This window comes from Rhodospirillaceae bacterium, assembly GCA_040219235.1.
Lineage (GTDB): Bacteria > Pseudomonadota > Alphaproteobacteria > Rhodospirillales > Rhodospirillaceae > WLXB01.
This window is the reverse complement of sequence record JAVJSV010000007.1, coordinates 67,348-87,655: the sequence shown is the minus strand read 5'-3', so window position 1 is coordinate 87,655 and position 20,308 is coordinate 67,348. Positions and strand designations below refer to the sequence as shown.

The 20,308-nt window shown below is 51.6% G+C and carries 15 protein-coding genes, 1 tRNA gene and 1 pseudogene; 11 read left to right on the top strand and 6 right to left on the bottom strand.

The features are described 5' to 3' along the window. The first annotated feature begins 162 nt into the window (after nt 1-162). The 6 genes from RIC29_02580 to RIC29_02555 all read left to right on the top strand — a co-directional run bounded on the left by RIC29_02580 (nt 163) and on the right by RIC29_02555 (nt 6,973). Nucleotides 163-1,818 carry a diguanylate cyclase gene (locus RIC29_02580; protein MEQ8733780.1) on the top strand — a complete coding sequence of 552 codons (1,656 nt, stop codon included), beginning with the start codon at nt 163-165 and terminating at the stop codon, nt 1,816-1,818. 411 nt (nt 1,819-2,229) lie between these two features. Continuing rightward, nucleotides 2,230-3,618, top strand: coding sequence for a hypothetical protein (locus RIC29_02575; GenBank protein MEQ8733779.1), 1,389 nt, complete (start codon nt 2,230-2,232; stop codon nt 3,616-3,618). A 28-nt stretch (nt 3,619-3,646) separates the two neighbouring features. After that, nucleotides 3,647-5,239: a peptide ABC transporter substrate-binding protein gene (locus RIC29_02570; GenBank protein ID MEQ8733778.1), complete on the top strand. Its 1,593-nt coding sequence runs from the start codon at nt 3,647-3,649 to the stop codon at nt 5,237-5,239. 220 nt (nt 5,240-5,459) lie between these two features. After that, nucleotides 5,460-5,819 (top strand): hypothetical protein, encoded by a 360-nt coding sequence (locus RIC29_02565; GenBank protein MEQ8733777.1) that lies wholly within the window; start codon nt 5,460-5,462, stop codon nt 5,817-5,819. A gap of 151 nt (nt 5,820-5,970) precedes the next feature. Continuing rightward, on the top strand, nt 5,971-6,498 hold the full coding sequence (locus RIC29_02560; GenBank protein ID MEQ8733776.1) for a tetratricopeptide repeat protein: 528 nt from the start codon (nt 5,971-5,973) through the stop codon (nt 6,496-6,498). A 55-nt stretch (nt 6,499-6,553) separates the two neighbouring features. Then, nucleotides 6,554-6,973 (top strand): VOC family protein, encoded by a 420-nt coding sequence (locus RIC29_02555; GenBank protein ID MEQ8733775.1) that lies wholly within the window; start codon nt 6,554-6,556, stop codon nt 6,971-6,973. A gap of 42 nt (nt 6,974-7,015) precedes the next feature. Here the strand turns inward: RIC29_02555 and RIC29_02550 are convergent, their stop codons facing one another. Continuing rightward, the gene (locus RIC29_02550) at nt 7,016-8,308 is read right to left on the bottom strand and encodes a cytochrome c (protein ID MEQ8733774.1); all 1,293 of its coding nucleotides are present in this window, start codon (nt 8,306-8,308) and stop codon (nt 7,016-7,018) included. Nucleotides 8,309-8,539: 231 nt separating this feature from the next. On the opposite strand from RIC29_02550, the gene RIC29_02545 reads away from it, so the two are divergent. Further along, nucleotides 8,540-10,036: an FAD-dependent oxidoreductase gene (locus RIC29_02545; protein ID MEQ8733773.1), complete on the top strand. Its 1,497-nt coding sequence runs from the start codon at nt 8,540-8,542 to the stop codon at nt 10,034-10,036. Nucleotides 10,037-10,045: 9 nt separating this feature from the next. Here the strand turns inward: RIC29_02545 and RIC29_02540 are convergent, their stop codons facing one another. Then, entirely contained in the window at nt 10,046-11,038 is a 993-nt protein-coding gene (locus RIC29_02540; protein MEQ8733772.1) for a hypothetical protein, read from the bottom strand. A 336-nt stretch (nt 11,039-11,374) separates the two neighbouring features. On the opposite strand from RIC29_02540, the gene RIC29_02535 reads away from it, so the two are divergent. Both RIC29_02535 and RIC29_02530 read left to right on the top strand, forming a co-directional pair. Beyond that, nucleotides 11,375-12,019 (top strand): hypothetical protein, encoded by a 645-nt coding sequence (locus RIC29_02535; protein MEQ8733771.1) that lies wholly within the window; start codon nt 11,375-11,377, stop codon nt 12,017-12,019. Between the two features lie 323 nt (nt 12,020-12,342). Beyond that, a complete protein-coding gene (locus tag RIC29_02530) occupies nt 12,343-13,188 on the top strand; it encodes a hypothetical protein (protein ID MEQ8733770.1) in 846 nt (281 codons plus the stop codon). A 513-nt stretch (nt 13,189-13,701) separates the two neighbouring features. Here the strand turns inward: RIC29_02530 and RIC29_02525 are convergent. Beyond that, nucleotides 13,702-14,349, bottom strand: a pseudogene (locus RIC29_02525) (ABC transporter substrate-binding protein). Nucleotides 14,350-15,299: 950 nt separating this feature from the next. On the opposite strand from RIC29_02525, the gene RIC29_02520 reads away from it, so the two are divergent. Continuing rightward, nucleotides 15,300-16,445 (top strand): LLM class flavin-dependent oxidoreductase, encoded by a 1,146-nt coding sequence (locus RIC29_02520; GenBank protein ID MEQ8733769.1) that lies wholly within the window; start codon nt 15,300-15,302, stop codon nt 16,443-16,445. A 289-nt stretch (nt 16,446-16,734) separates the two neighbouring features. Here the strand turns inward: RIC29_02520 and RIC29_02515 are convergent. Continuing rightward, nucleotides 16,735-16,810 (bottom strand) — tRNA-Glu (locus tag RIC29_02515). A 268-nt stretch (nt 16,811-17,078) separates the two neighbouring features. Between RIC29_02515 and RIC29_02510 the strand changes: the two genes are divergently transcribed. Then, entirely contained in the window at nt 17,079-17,639 is a 561-nt protein-coding gene (locus RIC29_02510) for an N-acetyltransferase family protein (protein MEQ8733768.1), read from the top strand. 87 nt (nt 17,640-17,726) lie between these two features. On the opposite strand, the gene RIC29_02505 is transcribed toward RIC29_02510, so the two are convergent. Together RIC29_02505 and recJ are read right to left on the bottom strand one after the other, a co-directional pair. Further along, nucleotides 17,727-18,362, bottom strand: coding sequence for an HdeA/HdeB family chaperone (locus RIC29_02505; GenBank protein MEQ8733767.1), 636 nt, complete (start codon nt 18,360-18,362; stop codon nt 17,727-17,729). Between the two features lie 152 nt (nt 18,363-18,514). Further along, nucleotides 18,515-20,308, bottom strand: coding sequence for a single-stranded-DNA-specific exonuclease RecJ (gene recJ, locus RIC29_02500; GenBank protein ID MEQ8733766.1), 1,794 nt, complete (start codon nt 20,306-20,308; stop codon nt 18,515-18,517).

Below are 20,308 nucleotides of genomic sequence, written 5' to 3'. Positions count from 1 at the left end.
GATCATATAGAGTCTTACACCTCTATTAAAATCAGCAGTTGAAACACCACACAAACCGAATGGATGCAACATCATGGGCCACAAATCCAACATACTGTTGACCCCTGCGAAGTGACGCGTCACGTTAGGCTCTTATTGGACATTCGCGTGGGAGGGGTGGCCATGGCGGCACCATCCGGCGCCTCAGGATTTAGCAGCGACAATGACCTTGCTGAGCGTATTCGCGCCCTCAGCGCTGAGTTTGCATCAACCCTAAAAGCCAGTGTCGGGGAATTACGCGACACGTGGGTCTCACTGCCCCGAGACGCAGACCGTGTTACAACCTTAACCGGTATTTCGCGCATTCAAGATATCGCGCACAGCCTAGCTGGAACCGGAAAGAGTTTGGGGTTTCCCCGTATCAGCCAGACGGCAGCACCACTAGATGGATTATTCCGCCTGCTGCAAGAAAACCAAACACCCTTTACGCAGGAAGAGATTGATCAAATAGATTTGCTCATCGCCGATTTAGAACGCGCCGTGGATATCCCCGGTGAACACGTCGTACTTGATGATGTATATGCGCCACGCGATCGAAACGGACAGCCGGAAGTATTTCATGTCCTCCTTCTCGGAGACCTCGATGGGCATAAGCAGGACTTAGCCGCGCTGAACGACATCGGGTATGAAGTCACAACGGTTGCAGATGGCGCTCCTCCGCCCGCAGTTCTTGCCGGTGATCCTGCAGCACTCCTGACGGCTGTCAAAACTTTGCCGGATGCGCGGAAATGGTTGGAAAAACTTGCACTTTCTGAGCGCATTCCGATCATCGTCGTCGGCGAACATGGTGGCTTTTCAGAACGACTGGCCGCCGTACGTGGCGGCGCCTCTGACTTCATCGTGACCCCCATAGACCGCGAAGAAATTTATGCCCGACTGAGCGCCATAGAAGAACGCTTGACCGGCCATCCCCTTAGCGTGGTTATCGCCGAGGATGACCAAACACTCGCAAAGTTTTACCAGTTCACCCTTGAGCATGCAGGCATGAACGTCCGGGTCGTGAATAATCCGGATACGCTGCTCAATGAATTGGCCAGCATGACCGCGGACATCGTTGTCATGGACTTGTACCTGGGCTCTTGTACAGGGCTGGAACTGGCACAGATGGTTCGGCAGTTTCCGGCTTATACAACAGTGCCGATCCTATTCCTGTCGACGGAGAGCCGCATCTCCTTACAACTTGAGGCACGCCACCTGGGAGCTGACGACTTTTTGGTTAAACCACTGAAACCCAGTCAACTGGTCTCGGCCGTCACAAGTCGAGCCCATCGCTATCGGGACCTCAAAAAATTAACGGACAGAGACAGCCTGACGGGGCTTTTGAATCATACCAATATCCTGCGTGCGCTTGATCGTGAGATCAGTGCCGCAGCCCGGACCAAAACCGAGGTCGTGATGGCGATGGTTGATATCGATTTCTTTAAAAAGGTCAACGACACCTACGGACACGCCGTCGGTGATCAGGTTTTGTTGCGGGTCACCCATATGCTGCGTAACCGCTTGCGTCGCGCTGACCACATTGGCCGCTATGGGGGCGAAGAATTTGCCATCGTCATGACCAACACAACCATCAAGACTGCGACAGCAATTCTTGAGGAATTGAGAGAAACGTGCGCCGCCATGGTGCACGAAACGGAGAATGGCTCGTTTTCAGTTACCTTTTCCGCTGGCGTTGCTGCGTTTCCAGCGCTCGCCACAAGCGCAGAAGTGAGCCAGGTTGCAGACGAACGGCTATACGCAGCCAAACATGGTGGCCGCAACCGAATCGTCGCAGAATAAGGCTTTTTAGGGAAACAGTTTTGAATCCCAAGACATCTGACGGCACGAGCGCACCAACTCGTTGGCATTTAGATTACCCTCGGTGCCAGGCAAGTACTTCAATACACACTCGGAAAAAACCCTCTGTTTGTGATTGCCGATCAGACTCGCCACCTGCTGAGATAAAAAGTTGCATGCGGCACTGATCTCATTGAGGGCAATGGAAGATTTAGTGTTTCCCATATTTTCAAGCCGGCAGATATTTTCATCCATCAGGGGCGCGGCTTGGGCGGGAACGGCCAGCCCAAAGACCATCCAAATTGGACATAACAGTCTTGTTGCAGATTTACGCGTGCTCAGAAATGGCTTCATTTGATCAACGCTAACAGTGTTAAAGTTGCACAACTGTGACTGAGTGTAGGGGAAGGTAGGATGAAAAAACAATCTGTCAGAATTATGGGGGCTTTACTCTCGTTTGCCTTGCTTTCAGCGGCTGAGGCTAAAGACACATCTGATGATCCATACGCGCTTCAAGAAGTCAGTGGATCTCGCCTGCAAGAGTTTGTTGTGAGCGTGTCAGACATCGACCTGATTCTTCCAGCCTTCACCGATGTCTTTAAGTGGAGCGTAAAACACGACGGTCAAATTGACCCGACGGTCATTCGCCTGTGGGGCCTCCCATTTGGCACAACAGGCCGGGAAGTGTTGGTTGGTAATGCCGCGTCACAGTTTGGGTATGTGCGATTGGTGGATTTGGATGTCCCGGTGCAAGTTCTGATGCGCCCGGGCGGCCGCTGGTGGGATACGGGCGGCCTGTTCAATCTCAACCTTTTGGTGAAAGATTTAGACGCCACCGAAGCCGGACTGCGCGCCATTGGCTGGACAGCCCCTGGGGTACAATCCACCTACGCCCGTGGAGAGGACGTTCGGGGCAAAAGTCAGATCATGATCGGCCCAGATGATTTGGTAATTTCGTTTCAGGAACGCCAGGCGCCACCGCTGTCCGGGTGGCCAGAGTTCGACGGTGCCACGCATATAGAAACCGGTTATCAAATCGTGTCCGACCTGGAAGCATGGTACAGTTTTTATGCGGACGCCCTTGAGTTTAGGGGCCTGGGTCTGCGAGAGCGCCCGCAGACAGACGCCATCGGCCCCAACGATTACGGACTTCCTAACAACACATCCGAGGGAGCAGGATACCGGCAAGCGAACATTATGTTTCCCGCTGAAACCAAACAATCTCTTGGCGCGCGGCAATGGATGACAGCGACCGGCTTTGATTTCGAGCCCCAGATAGTGCCACCCAATCTAGGCATCACGACACTCCGTATACCTGTGCCTGATCTGGACCATGTTTTGGAGCGCCTGGACGCGGCAGGTATTCCGCTCGCCCAGCCGCAACACATTCTGTTCTTAGAACCTTACGGCGCAGTTCGGGCGGTCATGGTCAAATCGCCTGGGGGATCAGGACAACTGATCACCTTATTTGAGCCGGGGGCTAAACCCATGACAGAAGCCGAACTGAAAGCGTTTTTTAATCCGGGACGATTTGGCGAATGGGTGCGCTTTAATCGGCTGATGGAAGGCACTATTCATTATAAAGCGGGCGGAAACGCGACCGTGACCTGGGAAACAGGGCTGAATGAAGATGGCATTTGGGTCATCAAGGGTGATGCGATCTGCACATCGTGGTACCGTCTGCGCGATTTTAGAGAATTATGTGTGCAGCACTACAACCTCGGCACTGACACAACCCAGTCCTTTCGTGTCGGTGCGGGACCAGATGGCACAACCAAATTTAGGGCACCCGATACGCCGTAACGCTAAACTGTGGAGTGCAGGAAAAGAGATGACAATTAATCACGTTATGTTTCGCAGTGTATCTTTACTCCTTTGCACCGCCCTGTTTTCGATAACCGTCGCGGCACAAGACCTGCGCACGTTCCGCCGTGGTGGTGCCGGAGACCCTGAAAGTCTCGACCCACATAAAATTCTCAGTGCGTTCGAGTCTACAATAATGACGGACATGTTTTTGCCACTGGCAACGACCGCCGCGAATGATGATGCCATTCCTGGGTCTGCCGAATCCTGGAGCATCAGTGAGGATGGCCTAACTTACACGTTTAACATGCGCGATGGCTTACTTTGGTCGGACGGCACACCAATAGATGCCTACGATTTTCTCTACACCTTTCATCGTCAACTTGACCCCGTAATGGCATCTCGGACAGCCGAGTATTTTCGGCCCATCGTCAATGCCGAAGCCATCAGCAAAGGGGAACTTCCTGTTGAGCGACTGGGCGTTGAAGTGATTGATTCAGACACGCTGATGATCCGGCTCGCCTATCCTGCGCCCTACTTCTTAGACGTTCTTGCCATCGATGCGCGCCCTGTTCCAAAGCACGTCGTCGAAAAATATGGCAACAACTGGACCCGCCCGGAGAACATGGTGATCAACGGCCCGTTTAAATTGGCGGAATGGTCGCCGGGATCTCATGTGAAGCTGGTCAAAAACGATAACTTTTACGATGCGGAAAACGTGATGCTGGACGAGGTTTACCATGTGCCATCCGAAGATTTGAACACCGGATTCCGCAGATTCCAGTCCGGCGAGTTGAATGCTTTGGTTTCTTTTCCACCCAACCAACTCAGCTTTATTGAAGAAACCATGCCCGAGACGCTGCGGGTTACGCCGGGGCTGACGACAGAATTTTATCTGTTCAATACAAAACGGCCTCCGTTTGATGATGTGCGTGTACGACGTGCGCTCTCAATGGCTATAGACCGGGACACACTGGTTAATCGCGTCCTTAGAACCGGTGAAATACCTGCGTATAGCTACATCCCGGCGACAGTGCGTTATTACCCAAACCAGCCAGAAGCTGACTTTGCAGCTTGGACTATAGAAGAACGACGCACCGAAGCTAAGCGTCTTCTAGTGGAGGCAGGGTTTACGCCAGACAATCCTCTGGTGGTGCCGGTGCGATACAACACGCAAGACCTTCAGGCGCGGCAGGCGGCGGCAATCGCCGCCATGTGGCGGCAAATTGGCGTAGAAACAGAGCTTCTCAATACAGAACGTAAAATTCTCGCCGCCGACCGTATGAGCAACAATTTTGATGTCGCACGCTATTTGCATGTTGCCGGTAACTATGACGCAACCGCGTTCCTGCAGTTCATTCAGTCTGATCTGAGTTCAAGAAACTTCACTCAGTATGATAGCAAAGTTTTCAATGACCTGTTTGTGAAAGCCTGGCGCACGAACGACCCCGAAGAACGCGCCAGATTGACCTATGACGCAGAGACACAAGCCCTGGCCGAGCACCCCATGATTCCCCTCTATTTCTACTTCGGGCGGCGTTTGGTAAGGACGAATGTTGAAGGTTGGGTCGACAATGCCCGAGGGGTCTATCCTTCGCGATGGCTTTCTTTTTCGGACTGATGGTTTTTTCTCTTTATTTATCAGATAGTTAGAGAAATCTGAATCGCAGGATTGGGGAAACGAGCCGCTCTGGTCCAGGGAGAGCAGATCGCTTTGGTCCAGAGAATGACCATTGGACAACTTCAATTGCATCCCAACCCCGCCCCGCAGTATATTTAAACATAAATCCGCCACTTTTGGCGTATGAACTCAGCTAAAGTCAGCATCAGGAGAGGGAAAAATGGCCAACACAACCACGAGTAAACTCAAGACAGATCGCCCGACTTATGCGTCGGACTTCATTCCATCGGATGTGGAACGCGCCGTATTCCTCGGCAATCCCGTTCTCGACAACATGATGACCAGCCTGATCGCCCTGGGCGCTGAAGTATGGTCCAACCGCCGCCGGATGAAGGTTGTGGAAGCCCTGCTCGCCGAGAAAGGCGTCACCGCTGAAATGATCGAAACCTTTATGCCCACCGCCGAGCAAGAAGCGGAATGGCAGAAGGACCGTGATCGCTTTATCGATCTGACCTACTCACCGCTGCTGCGTGAAGGGGATTTGCCGGTGTCGGCCGCCTTCACCCGCGAAAACCGCTAGTATTAAGCTGTCGGCATTAGGCATAGTTTGGTCGGAGACTTGAGTCGATCAACAAACGTACTTATCTAAACTCAATAGAATGCGACCCGAATGGTTCGTACCGTATTATTAAATCCGTCTCCTGACGGGCGTACTCAATAAGGAATGTGAGATGATTCGCAGACTTACGAATTTTGTGTCCGCAACATGCACCGGTGCCATTGCTCTGGCTGTTGTCGGTGGACTGACCAGTCAAGCCTGGGCCATTGCCGGCGTAGACTTTCCGCTGGAAGACGACCTGGACTTCACTGAAGTTCAGGAAATGATTGATTCCGGTGAGTATCAAAAAGCCATTTCATATCTCGATTATGAAGTTATTGAGTGGTACCCGGAGAATGCTGAAGCGCTGACCCTTAAAGCTTACAGCCTGCGCAGTATGGGGCGTCATGAAGAAGCCATGGAAACCTACAATGCCGCCTTGGCCTCAGACCCAACACATCAAGGGGCTTTGGAATATCAAGGCGAGTTGTACCTGAAGATGGGGGATCAAGCCGCCGCGCAGGCGAACCTTGAGAAATTATCTAATATCTGTCCCCGTGGCTGTGAAGCCCATGACATTTTGCAAGCTGCTATTGAGCGCTTCAAAGATGGCGAGATGAGTTGGGTTCCGCCAACACCCCGCGAAAATCTTGGCGAATAATCAAAAAAATAGCCAGCTGCTCAACCGGGTAGCTGGCTAATTTTTTGTCTTCCTCATGAAATACCTGCACACCGCCGTCCGGGTTCCGGATTTGGATGAAGCTCTCAATTTCTACTGTGGCCAGATGGGTATGGTTGAAGTGCGGCGTTTTAAGGGACATCAACGTCCTTGTGACATTATCTTCCTGGCTATGCCCGGAGATGATCAAGCCCAGATTGAAGTGGTTTACTATCACGACGCAGAAGACCGCGAGAAATACGCGGGCTTCAGCCATGTGGCCTATCAAGTGGAAGATATTTACAAAACCTGTCAGGAACTGGTGGATAAGGGGCTGACCCTCAACCTCCCCCCGAGAGACGGGTTTATGGCCTTCGTCAAGTCGCCTGACGGCATATCCTTCGAGCTACTGCAGAAAGGCGGCCCACAGCCCCCAAAAGAGCCTTGGGTCTCCATGCCAGATCAAGGCACCTGGTAAGCAGCAGCGCCCCCTAATCGAAGGTCTCAGCGCTCACAAATCCTACTTCATTCTCAGCACTGGCATGCGGTCGACGGCAGGCTCAGTAAGCACCCTTAAAGTGGACACCTGCTCCGCAGTGACTGCAGACGCATTGTTTCCCCAGCCTTCCCGCATGAACGAGACAATATCAGCGATCTGCTGATCATTGAGAGACGTGCGGTATCCGGGCATCCGGTAGGCATCTGGTGTGCCGTCGACAATCAATCGGGAGGAGCCATTCAACACAATGTTGATCAGCGATGCTGGGTCTGGATCCATCACCGGCGGATTACCGGCCAACGGCGGCAGGTAGGGCGGGTAGCCCTTACCCGTATCGACATGACAGGATTCGCAGTTTTGCATGTACAGCATTGCGCCTGGCGTTGACCTGCGTTCTGGACTTCTGAGTAGAGCCACCGTTGACTCATCATAGACATATTCACCATCATCATGTGCGGGGCTTAACGAGGCTAAATACGTCGCCATACCATCAAGGTCTTCATCGCTCAGGTATTGTGTGCTGTTGATGATCACTTCATCCATGGTGCCAAAGGCGGTTGAATGCATATTGCGCCCTGTTTTCATATAGGTCGCAATATCTTCTTTGGTCCAACGGCCCAAACCAGCCCGGTTGGACTGCGTCAAATCAGAGGCATACCAGTTGTCGAGAAAGGCACCGGCAAGATAGCCATCCTCTTTTTCATTCAACGCCACTTCGTTCCAGGCGAGTCCGCGAGGAGTGTGACAAGCCCCACAATGGCCCAAGCCCTGCACCAGATAGGCACCACGGTTCCAGGCTTCACTCTGGCTGGCATCCGCAACATAGTGCTCGTCGTCAAAGAAGAATACGTTCCAAATCGCCAGCGGCCATCTGAAACTCAAAATCCAAGGAATTTCATTTGGTGTATTTGGTTGGCGGACCGCAGGCACTTCATTCATGAAGTAATCGTAAAGGGCTTCGATATCTTCAGGGGAAATTTTGGCGTAGGACGGATATGGCATCGCCGGATATAACCGGTACCCATCTGGCGTAACACCTAAACGAACGGCAGCGTCAAAGTCTTCCAGAGTGTAATTGCCAATGCCTGTTTCAGAATCAGGGGTAATATTGGTGACAAAGATTTCGCCGATGGGTGTGGCCATGCGCAAACCGCCTGCAAAGGCTTCACTGCCAGGCGTAGAATGGCAGGCGACACAGTTTGCGGCTCGCGCCAGGTATTCGCCACGAGACACGTCACCGTTTTGTGGTTGCGCGTGTGCGCCACCAATCATAAGAAATCCAAGAACGGTACCAACTAAACTCAACGTTTTCATGCGTAATTCCTAGAGTCAGACTCATAAACTGCTATCAATTCATTGTAATACTAGTCGAGAGAGAGCCTCGCGCCAAGACAAGTCGTTCTGTGAGCAAGATGTAATCATAGCCGCTATTAACCTGGACGTTCTTGCTATCTGACACCATAATCCGTACCGAAATTTAACGAATTGCAGGTCTTGCCAGAATCTTGGTCAGACTGGTGTGAATTTAAGAAATGGAAGGCTATTATGAAGAGACGGTCCTTTATCGGCACGGCAGCAGCAGCCACGGTCGCCTCAGGCACCTCCTCTGTATTAGCTCAGAAGAACGAATCTGTGAGCTGGGATTACATCATTGTAGGTGCCGGAACGGCTGGCCTTCCCGCTGCTATTTTTGCATCTCGTCGCGGGGCTAGAGTATTACTGATTGATGCAGCTGAGTCTGTTGGCGGAACGTTGCACCTCGCCAATGGCCAAGTGAGTGCGGGTGGCTCACGCGCGCAAGTGGCCAAAGGCATCATCGATAGCCCAGAGGCTCACTATGAAGATGTGATGCGCATCACCGGCGGGCTTGCTGACCCTAAGGTTGTTCGCCGCACCACCGATAACGCACCAGATACAATTAACTGGCTGATTGATAATGGCCTGACACCCCTGCCCGACCATCCCGTCACTGGTTCTGATCCGGGACGTCCGACCTATAGAACGGCCCGCTACATCTGGGGTGAAAATGAAGGGCGCGACATATTGGCCGCTGTGGTTAAAGAACTAGAGCCTGAGCTCGCCAGTGGCCGGGTCGTGACACAACTCAACACGGAAGTGACGGCCCTGCTGACAACAGACAATGGCGCTGTTGAGGGCGTTAAAGCTCAATCAGCTGACGGCGAGCATACGTATCGCGGGCGACATGTACTCATCACGACCGGTGGCTATGCTATGAACCCTGAGTTATTTGAGGATTTAGTTGGCCAGCCGGCCTACGCTGTTGGATCTTATCCGAGCAACCAAGGTAAAGGACTGGAACTCGCGACGTCAGTCGGCGCTGCCTTACGTGGCAAGGAGCTTCATCGGGCTGGCACAGGTTCTGTGTTAACGAGCGACACATTCCCTGCGAAATTTTATGCGCGCTTCGATACCAACCCGCTACAACGGCCTCCGTGGGAAATTTGGGTCAATAATTCCGGGGAGCGTTTCATCAGAGAAGATGAGCCAATGGCGGAAACGCGGGCCTCCGCGCTCGTGAAACAGGACAAATTTCGATACGCTATTGTGTTTGATGATCAAATCTTGCGGACCGCCCCCCTTGGTATGGCGCGCTGGACCCGCGAACAGATGATGGAGCACTTTAATAGCCACCTCATGTTCCATAAGGCAGACACTCTGGAAGAGTTGGCAGTCAAAGCTGGTTTAGATGCGGCTGGCTTAGTAAAAACAGTCAGCGCTTATAATGAGAGTGTAACCTCCGGAACTGACTCATTAGGTCGGGAATACATGCCACGCAAGATTGAGAGCGGTCCCTACTATGCCATCATCCATCTTGGCAGTTCAGCAACGTCATCTGTCGGCATTGTGGTTGATGACGAGATGCGCGTTCTCAATGAACAGGGCGACGTAATACCGAATCTTTATGCGGCAGGAGAAGTTCTGGGCAGTGGTGCAACTTTGGGAGCCGTGTTTGCCCCAGGCATGATGCTAACCCCAGCTTTAGCACTCGGTCGATGGCTGGGCATGACGTTACCGGTTTAACTATGAGCGTTACGCAGATTTGCGATGAACGATGAAGGACCGGGCCGAGACGTGGTACGAGCGGTAATGCTCGACTTCAAACTCGGGGTTCTCTTCGAGCCATCGTCTTAGTGCTGCGCGCTCTCCCAATGTGTTGTCGGCATACTGGGCATCGTATTCATCAAACATCAGCAACGTGCCTTGCTGCAAATAAGGTGTGACAAAATCTAATGCGAGTTTGGCAGGAACTTCCACATCACAATCGATATGGACAAGCGCAGCTTTTGTCGGGCCAATTTTGTTCCGCGTAGTGTCTATATCTTTAGCAAGCGTAACATCGTAAGGCCCCTCGACGGTTAGGACAGGTTCTTCTGGAACATCGGCTAAAAAGTTCGCGAACCTAAAACTTTTTTCTGATGCAGCGTACGTTCCATCAGAGAATGTTTCATCGTCTTTAGACCCGACTATACCCGCGAAGGAGTCAAAGGAAATGAACCGCCGCTTGTTGTGGGGTTGCCGCCTCTTGAAGGCGTGATACGCGCATTGCAACGTAAAACCCTGGAAGGAACCAAACTCCAGGATGTCGCCCTGGATTCCTCTACAATAAAGAGCTACTAAATCAAACATAGCTGGAACGGTGAGGTTGCCGCCTTTAGAAGATTCAAAACGAAACTTTTCGGCGTTTGTCGGCGGGGGCCACCCCGTGACGATAACCACCGGGATACCTGAATCCTTGTAAGCACCGCATATATTGCCAAGTTTGATCATAGTTTGGGAACTGATCGCGGCGATGAGAACTGCGTGCACCTCAGCTTCAACCGCTATTGGCTCAGTCTTTGCTAGATCACCTGGTGCAATCTCAACAACATCGACAAAGCTCTGCGCTTTGAGTTCGTTAACATGTTGAACAACGCCTTGGATGGCTGGCGCACATCCAACAATTAGGGTTTTAGCTCCCGTTCCGGCCCCTAAGCCGGCGACACGGCTAATGAGGTGCCTTACATAAAGGGGTTCTTCAGCCAAAGCATTTCCACTTCACTCAATTTCGGTACAGAACGATATCGCGTGCTCACTCTCACACTAACCGTAGAGCAGTACATGGTCATAAAAAAGGATGAAAATATTAATGGCTAACTGCGCCTGAGGGGGACAACTGTGAGCACCAGTGAGTGGGACATTATGATATTGAGTAGGGTCTGGGTAAGAGAATTTTCTTACGTTTTTGCCGATCGACCGGGTAATTTTTGCCGTACGATAAGCTTTATGGCAATCTAGAGCTCGCTTTTCGATATGGTTTGAAGGCAATTTAAGCCAGATATGTGTGGCATAAAAATTGCTTGTTTATGCGGGTCCCACGCGATGGTTCGCGGCGGGCGGGATTGTATTCTTCAATACGATCCTATGGCCCTTAACATTGGTCGCCCCATGACAGACCTCAGTATCGTTGCGTCGATGCCACAAGCGCCTTCGTCAACCGTGCCGCATGGATACTCTTCTGACACATCAAATTACGACCTCATTCTTGCCACCATGCTGGGTTCTGGCACCAGCGGGTCGACAATTGCGTCGCCCATCGCTGGCCAAACATCCACGCTCGCAGAAAACCAACTGGGGATATTGCTGGTCGCCCAGAGCGATTACCGCAGTGCGACGGAAATAGCTGCAATGACGCCGCATCAAATCAAGGGCCTAGCCCCGGAAGAACTAGCTGCCTTTACGCCGTCGCAACTCGCGGCCCTGATGCCGAGCCAAATTTCGGCACTGACGACATCACAAATCCAAGCATTCCAACCCTCACAGGTCGCGGCTTTTACGCCAGCGCAGTTGAATGGTTTGACCGTTACACAAATCGCAACACTCACATCAGATCAATTCGCCGTTCTGTCACCGACGCAGATCTCAAAGCTGACCACCACGCAGGTTAAAGGATTAACGTCTGAGCAAATCTCGGTCCTTTCGGAAGTCCAATTCAGTTCCTTTACCACAGCCAATTATCGGCAATGAGCGCAGGCTGGGTTAAAGGTCTTACCGCCCAACAAATTAGTGCCATGACGCCCGCTCGTATTGCCGCATTGACGCCGGTCGAGCTATCGGCCCTGACCCCTGCACAATTGAACGCCTTTACGCCCAACCAGATTGTGACATTTTCAAGCACATAAATACGGTCGTTTACGGTTTCTCAGATTGGCACCCTAGACACACATTTTCTTGCTGCTCTGACGACCAGCCAAATAAGCGCTTTGACTGCACTTCAAATCAAGGGCTTGAACCAAGCGCAATTGAGTACGCTGCCTCAATCACATTTCACTGCGTTAACAGGACCCCAAATGGCCGCCTTGACGGCGGGACAGTCGAAATGGTTATCAGCAAGTCAAATCGCGAGTTTGACCGTATTACAAGCGCGCAGCCTAACGCACATCCAGACCGGCGTATTTACCGCGTCGCAAATTGCAGCACTCACAGCGACACAGGTTGAGTCATTTTCGGCATCTGGACTAAGGGGACTATCAGCACAGCAGATCGCTAGCTTATCCGCAGAACAAGTTGAATCTCTCCGGCCAACCCAACTCGCCAGTCTCACGACTGTCCAAATAAAGGGATTTACAGCCCAGCATATTTCGCTTTTTAGCGCCCTACAAATGACCGCCTTTTCACCAAGTCAAATCGCGGCGTTCACACCCTCTCAAATCAAGAGCTTCACGCCGGCTCAACTCGATGTGTTGTCACGAACCCAAATGCAAGCGCTGACACAATTACAGGTATCCTCGTTTACGCTTGACCAGATCACTGCAATTGCGCCGACGCAATTTGCTAATCTCGCGGCCGCTGGCGTTAAGGGTCTGACCGGCGAACAACTCAATGCCTTATCCTTCGACCAGTTTGCGGGGTTAACAGGTGGGCAGATCGCCGCCATGACCACCACGCAAATCAAGCTGCTGTCAGAAACTCAGATCAGCGCGATGGCGGTTAGCCGCGTCCGCAACCTGACAGGTGCACAACTCAGTGCGATGACACCAGTACAAATTGGTGCCCTGACACCGCTGCAGATCGAAAGTTTGCAACCGGAATTACTCGCGGCCCTTTATCCTGATCAGGTCGTAGCCTTCACAGAGTCTCAACTCTCATTAATGTCCGTCGCACAACGTGAAGCATTGCAATCGGCTCTGGCTTAAAATTAGCCAATGGTGACGCTGGCTTGCCGTGTTACTCGGAACACGGCCTAAGAACAACAGGTGCGACATTTGCTGCCGAAGCCGGAATAAGTGATGAAGATCTGATGACCATTTTTGGATGGTTAATTCCGGTGAGGCGGAGACCTACACCAAATAAGTATGGAGCCGAAGAAACTCTGGGACGGGCGACGAAACTACGGACCGTTAGTTATTAATCGGCCCATCATGTTAGCATAAATTTTTTCATAGCCAACAGGAGTTCAAGGTGAAGCAGGGTAAAGGTTTTTGATAGTTCTTCCACCCGCATACTCCATGATTGATCTTTAGCGAAGTCTTGAAATTGCATAAGAGACTTTTTACTTGAGCATGCTCCAAAAACCCTAGTGGAAAATTGAAGCTATATTGCTTCGATAATGCTGTTAGGTTCGCTTCGTATCTATTGCATCGCAATGACTCGTGTTTTGATCGAACTCCATTCCCTCGATGCTGGAATACTATGATTTATTTCTCAGTTCAGGGTTTAAGCACGATGTCCTCGAACCTGAGTCCATTCGTCCCGAGTTTTATGTTTTCCAGATTCGGACTGCTAGTGGTGATTTGCGCCATGTTGTTGAGCCAAATCGCTGGCGCCAATGCCTGCATGCGCTCCATGACATGCTCCAAGTTACCTTTGCGCGCTTCGGGATCAGTTTCAGAGCGGCTCTTAAGGATCATCTGAGCAACGTCTTCATCGCAAAAGAATGCTTGTGGTCTCAAACACGAGAAATATTCTAGTGCACGACCCGCATCGCGTGATGGCTCGCTGTTCCAAAGAAGCGTGGACGCATCGTACGACTCCCAGTCACTGCTCATAAACCGTCGTAAAAACTCGCGAGCGGCCATAGCCCTCACCTCAGTGAAGACACTTATTTCCGATAGGTCTTGCCCAACCTTCTGGTAGGCCACTTCACTGCTTTGGCCATCGGCCTGTAAAAAAGCGATCGTAAAATTGAATCCGTTTGGGTAACCAGCTTTGGCGAGCAAACGGCGCGCCTCGTAAGGATCGTAGGGGAATGGTTCAAGATTAGAATTAAATCCGACCGTGCCTTTAACAGCCCCTTGACTGGAGACGTCGACCAGGCCGCCATAAATATGCTCAGCAATTGCGTAGCGGTCGACGGCAAAATTGAGCGCTCAGCGAACATCCGGTGAGTTCAATGGGGAGTTTTCTCGGACTGCATTGGGCATTGCAAGTGACAAAACCTGGGTCGCGGGTGCACTTGGACGTTGTATCCGGCATTCGTTATTTCCGCCATGGAATCTGAGGTTACAGCTCGATCAGATCTAACTGACCTGACAGTAAGGCTTGCGGTCTCGCTACCGCATTTCCCATTTCCACAAATGTGAGTCCTTTGAAAGGCATCATGAGAAGTCATAAACGAAAAGTCATGTATCGTCCGCCCACGATCACATCTGACAACCAGCTGGCTGATAGCTATGAGCAACTCCCGGATTTTTTCGCCTCACTGAAGGACGGAATGGTCAAGGACATAACCTGGACGTTCAAGGCCGGAGATGCGCTCATCATCCATATACGATCCATGGAGCCTCACCCAATGAATCGGATGCGAAGCGCATAAGCTTCACGGCACGTTGGATGGGGGATGATGTGGTATGGGCGCCGGACGAATTCAATATGAAAGTACCGGGCCTCGCCCCAAGCGAAATGAAAGCGGGACAAAGACCCTCTGATCGATTCTTTCCGTTCGTTAAGTGAGAATGCATTGTCCATGAAAGTCATATTAGCCAAATTGATAGATGCATTTAAATCTGACTGATTACTGGCCCATCGAAAGGTGCTTTGCATCATGGATACCAAATTGTTAGGTGCACGCAATGCGAATAGAAAAGGTATTTCTATTCAGGAGTCTCTGCAGAAAGAGTGTTTAATTAATCTGTTGAACTAATTAGTACCTCAAATTGAGGAGAGAGTTTTGCAATTGGGATTCAGTCAATACCTAAGGGTTAGTCTTAAATCCGCTGCGACGGCACTTGTGTCCATAGAGGCACTGGAAGACGCTACGGCTTAAGAAGCTAACGCCCCTCAATGGCAAAAAGATAAGGATGCTGACATGCGCTTTGGAGCCTTCATTACGCCTAACCATCGTCCCGACGACGACCCGACCCTCGCCCTTCACCGTGATTTACATTTGGTCGAGCACCTAGAGGGGCTCGGCTATGCCGAAGCATGGTTCGGAGAGCACCATGGCTCTGGCTGGCAGTACATCGCGTCTCCGGAAACCTTTATCGCGGCGGCCAGTCAGCGGACCACGCGTATCCGCTTGGGCACGGGTGTTGCAGGACTCCCCTTTCACCACCCGCTCATGCTCGCGGATCGCATCGTCTTACTTGATCATCTATCAAAGGGTCGCGTCATTCTTGGAACCGGCCCCGGTGGTCCTCAAGTTGACGCTCCGATGATGGGATTGAATCCGGATTCTCTGAAGGAGCGCCATGAAGAGGCGCTCGAGACCATTCATGCCCTGCTGACCTCCGACGAACCCATCGACCGTCAGGCCGACTGGTTCACTGTCAATAAGGGTAGATTGCAATTACGACCTTACCAGGATCAACCGATCGAGATCGTCGTGTCATCGTTATCATCATCGACAGGCCCAACCCTCGCTGGCCGTTTTGGCCTCGGCATGCTTTCCCTCGGCCTCCTGGCTAATGGCGGCGCGCAACGGCTTGCAGATGCTTGGGGAATCGCCGAACAGAAAGCTGCAGAGTCCGGGACGACGGTGAGTCGCAAGGGCTGGCGCCTGGCAGGCCCAAGGATGCACCTCGCCCCCACAGACGCAGAGGCACGTCGCGAAGTTGCGTTCGGACTGCGCCAGTTCGTAGGGTTCATGCATGCGACCGGCGCTCGCCATGTCTCACCAGACGACGATCTCGACACGACAATCGATCATCTAAACGAAAGCGGCTCAGTGATCATCGGCACACCAGATCGTGCGCAAGCCTACCTTAAGGAGTTGCAAGACTCTGTCGGCGAAATTGGTTGCTATCTGATACCGACACAGGACTGGGCCGATCACGCAGCATCGCTTAGATCTTTCGAACTGTTCGCGCGATTTGTGGTCCCGCACGGTAAACCACAGACCGCATCGTTGAGGCGCTCGACAGACGAGTTTACAGCCATCATCAGCAATAAGCCGGGCCCTGCAGTCAAGTTGCAAGCGGGGAAGATCAAGGTAGAGGAAGTTGCGACGGGCTGATTTAGCCGGACCTGAAAGAAAGCTTAGACGCTACGGCATCAGGTCACCTGACCTATTTGGTGACAGCACAAGGCAAACCGTTTACGCGCGACGGCTTCACAGATTCAGGCCATTGGTGGTTGGGATACTCTTGCTGAAGCGGAACACTATACGAAGGCAGCAGACCGAAAGCGCATGGCACTGCAAGAGATGCATTTGATCAAAGAAAAAGTCCCACCTGTTACCATTGTTTCTGCGGTGGGACAAAAAGTGGAAAAAAGTGAACTAGATCAATGCTGTAAAAAAGCGGTGGCGTCCCCTAGGGGATTCGAACCCCTGTCGCCGCCGTGAAAGGGCGGTGTCCTAGGCCTCTAGACGAAGGGGACCCAGATAAGAAGCGCGTTTCTAACGGCTCCTGAGCGTTCGTGCAAGTCTAGAAATGCGAGAAATGCGGGGTAAAGCGTATCTCTTAAATAGGGACCTTCTTGAAGACCCACCTTTGAAAGCCCAATCTCTTAAGCCAGTGCATTGCAAGGGTCGTCGCCAGTGGGTAAAAACCCTTTTGGTCTGCGGACACCACTACGCATAGCTACTGTGGGCAGCCTTGAGGTCTTGTTTTCGTTAGAGCGCAGAAAATGATGGTTAGTGCAGAAAATGGTTAGTCCTACAGCCCATCCGCAAAGCGGATTCGTCGGCAAAATCCGTGATGCGAATCCTGATGACTTCAGAGATATCGCGGCACTTTATGGCTATTACGTAGAAACCAGCGCAGCGACCTTTGAGTTTGTGGCTCCGGATTATGCCGAAATGCTCAAACGCTATAAGGACTTAGCTAAACAAAACCTTCCCTATCTGGTCGCCGAACTCGATGGCAAAGTTGTTGGTTACGCCTATGCTGGCCGTTACAGAACCAGACCCGGATATCGATATACGGTTGAGGACTCCGTCTACGTGGATAAGGACTTCCTTGGACGTGGTATCGGGAGGCTTTTGCTGTCCGCCCTTATTGAACGCGCGACGAAACTTGGCTACCGGCAGATGATCTCTGTCATTGGAGACTCCGCAAACTCAGCATCAATTGCTCTGCACAGCCAACTGGGTTTTAAAGTCATTGGTGCCCTTCCCTCAACTGGCCGCAAATTTGAGCGTTGGATTGACAGTGTACTCATGCAGTTGGCCTTGGGCGATGGCAACACCACCCCACCCCTAGACTGATTTTCACAACGATCTTAACGCCTATACCCATAAGCGAAAGGCCCGCTTATAGCGGGCCTTTGCAACGTCATTATTGCTGATGGCTACTTACTTTGGTGTTACCATGGGCGCGACCGCAGCCGTGAGATCAAAAAATGAGAACTCTCTGTTTTTAGAGCAATTACTCGCTATTGCGCCCGTAATCGCTGGCTTGTTCTCAACCGGAATCAATAATTCTGAATCTTTCGTATTGACGTAGCCTTGTACAAAAGCGAAAGCCCAGACGTCTGCAATATCGGCTTTCAAAATGTCAGTTGCTGCACCTGTACGCCCGTCAGCATAATCTCCACACATGTAGGTTTGTGGATTGAAATCATTACTGAGCGTGCTAGGCAAATCCCTGCGGCGATCAGACGCAACATATTCAGACACTGTGAGCAACGTAACTTCTGGATTCTCGCGACATTTAGAAAGAATAGCATTCACAGCATCTTTTTCAGCGTCTGAGTCATCCGTCCATTTGAGTTTCTCTTGGCCAGAATAGTTGCCTGTTAGATATCCCAAGACCCAAATTCTGGCGATATCAGAGCGGCCCTTGTTGGTTGCGCTATCGCCTTGGCCATTTACATAATCCAAGCAGCGCATGTTGGCGGGGTGGAAATCACCTGATTGTGCCTGGGCAGCGCCGACTGATAAGCCCATTGCTAATGCGGCAGCACCGATAAGTTGGATCGTTTTGACCATTGAAATAGTCCCCCTGTTAAAGTGGCGGAAGGCCGCAACTAAGGGCCCTATGAGCGGAAAGTGGCATGCAGTGTGCAGGGTGTCAACGGACTACCACAAGCGTTGTTGCCACATTGTTGACTGATTTATCCATACCTAAAATTAGACCCGATTCAAGCAACCCAAGCTGCATCCTCGATCACTAGCTGAACGTCTGAGCGTCCTTGCCACGTATCTTCCCGAAGGCTCCCTGCGAGGTGAATAGACCGACCCTGAGTATTAAGTAGAGCGTATCCAAGTTCTGAGTCGGTACAGTTAAAAGCGATTGTTTTTAAACGACCGCCATCACTGCCCGTTGCGATGCATCGGACATGACCGTTGCCAACAATGTCGGATTTAACGATCTGCGCGGCGGATACCACAACCTTGGGTTCATCGTTTCCAGCACCGAATGGCTCCATGCTTGAGAGACGCTTTACCAAATCTATCGTTGCCCCACTTGGAGCCACGATGGCGTCGACTGTGTAGGACGGTAATCGACCGCCCTCGGCAACCTGATCCGTAATATGTTTTGCGAGAAAGGTTTTAAAAGCATCCAGTTTATCGACTTCTACGGTGAATCCTGCCGCCATAGCATGGCCACCACCATTGAATAGCAAATCAGCATCTCGGGCAGCCAGGATCGCTTGTCCGAGATCAACACCTGGCACAGAACGACCGGAACCTTTAGCCATGCCGCCATCAAGGGCAACCACGCACGCTGGCAAATCATAGCGTTCACGTAGACGACTGGCGACAATCCCAATCACGCCGGGGTGCCAATTCTGTCCGGCAACAAAAACAACATGCGCGTCCGGCTCTTCAATACTCTCAGCCTGCTCAATGGCCTCAACCAGAACAGCGGCTTCAATGTCTTTGCGATCGGCATTGTATTCGTTAAGTCGCATAGCTAGAACAGCGGCCTCATCTGGATCTTCGCTGACCAATAGTCGCGTTCCTAGTTGCGCTTCGCCAACGCGCCCGCCAGCGTTAACTCGGGGCCCTAACATATAACCAAGGTGAAAGGCTCTCGGGGCCTCTTTAAGCCCGGCCACATTGGCGAGTGCAACAAGGCCAATGTTTTTCCCGCGCGCCATAACGGAAAGACCATAATTCACATAAGCGCGGTTCAGCCCTTTGAGTGGAACGACATCGCAGACCGTTCCTAAAGCTACAATATCTAATAATGTGCGCAAATCTGGTTCAGTCTTGTCAGATCGGCTGTACCAATCGAGTTCACGCAAGCGACGACTAAGCGCAACAAGAACTAAAAATGTTACACCGACTGCCGCGAGGTGACCCTGCCCGCTGCTATCATCTAATCGGTTGGGATTTACAATCGCCGCCGCAATAGGCAGCTCTGACTCGGCCTTATGATGATCTATAACGACCACATCCAAGCCAGCGTCAGCAGCAGCCGCTAACGGCTCATAAGCGGTGATGCCACAGTCTACCGTAATGACAATATCTGCCCCCTCTTCGCGCAGCCTTAATAAAGCAGGTGTATTCGGGCCATAGCCTTCTTTCATGCGATCCGGGATATAACTTCCAACGGAAACACCTAACGACCTGAAAAATCGAATCAATATTGCGGATGAGGTTGCACCATCTACATCGTAATCACCGAAAACGACTATCTTTTGATTAGTCTGTATTGCGGAAACAAGCCGTGTGACAGCAGAATCCATACCCGCTAAAATGGAGGGGTCTGGCATCAGCGCTTTCAAGGTTGGATTTAGAAACGGCTCTGCTGTCTCTGCTGTAAAACCGCGCGCAACAAGAATACGGGCGACCGCATCTGGCAACTGCAAGGTTCTTGCTAAATCTTTAATGCCGTATTCGTCAGGAACTGCAGTTTGCCAAACACGCCCTTGCAGAGAGTGTTCCACACCCAAGCAGGTTGTAAGAGGTGACGCAACGTCAGACAT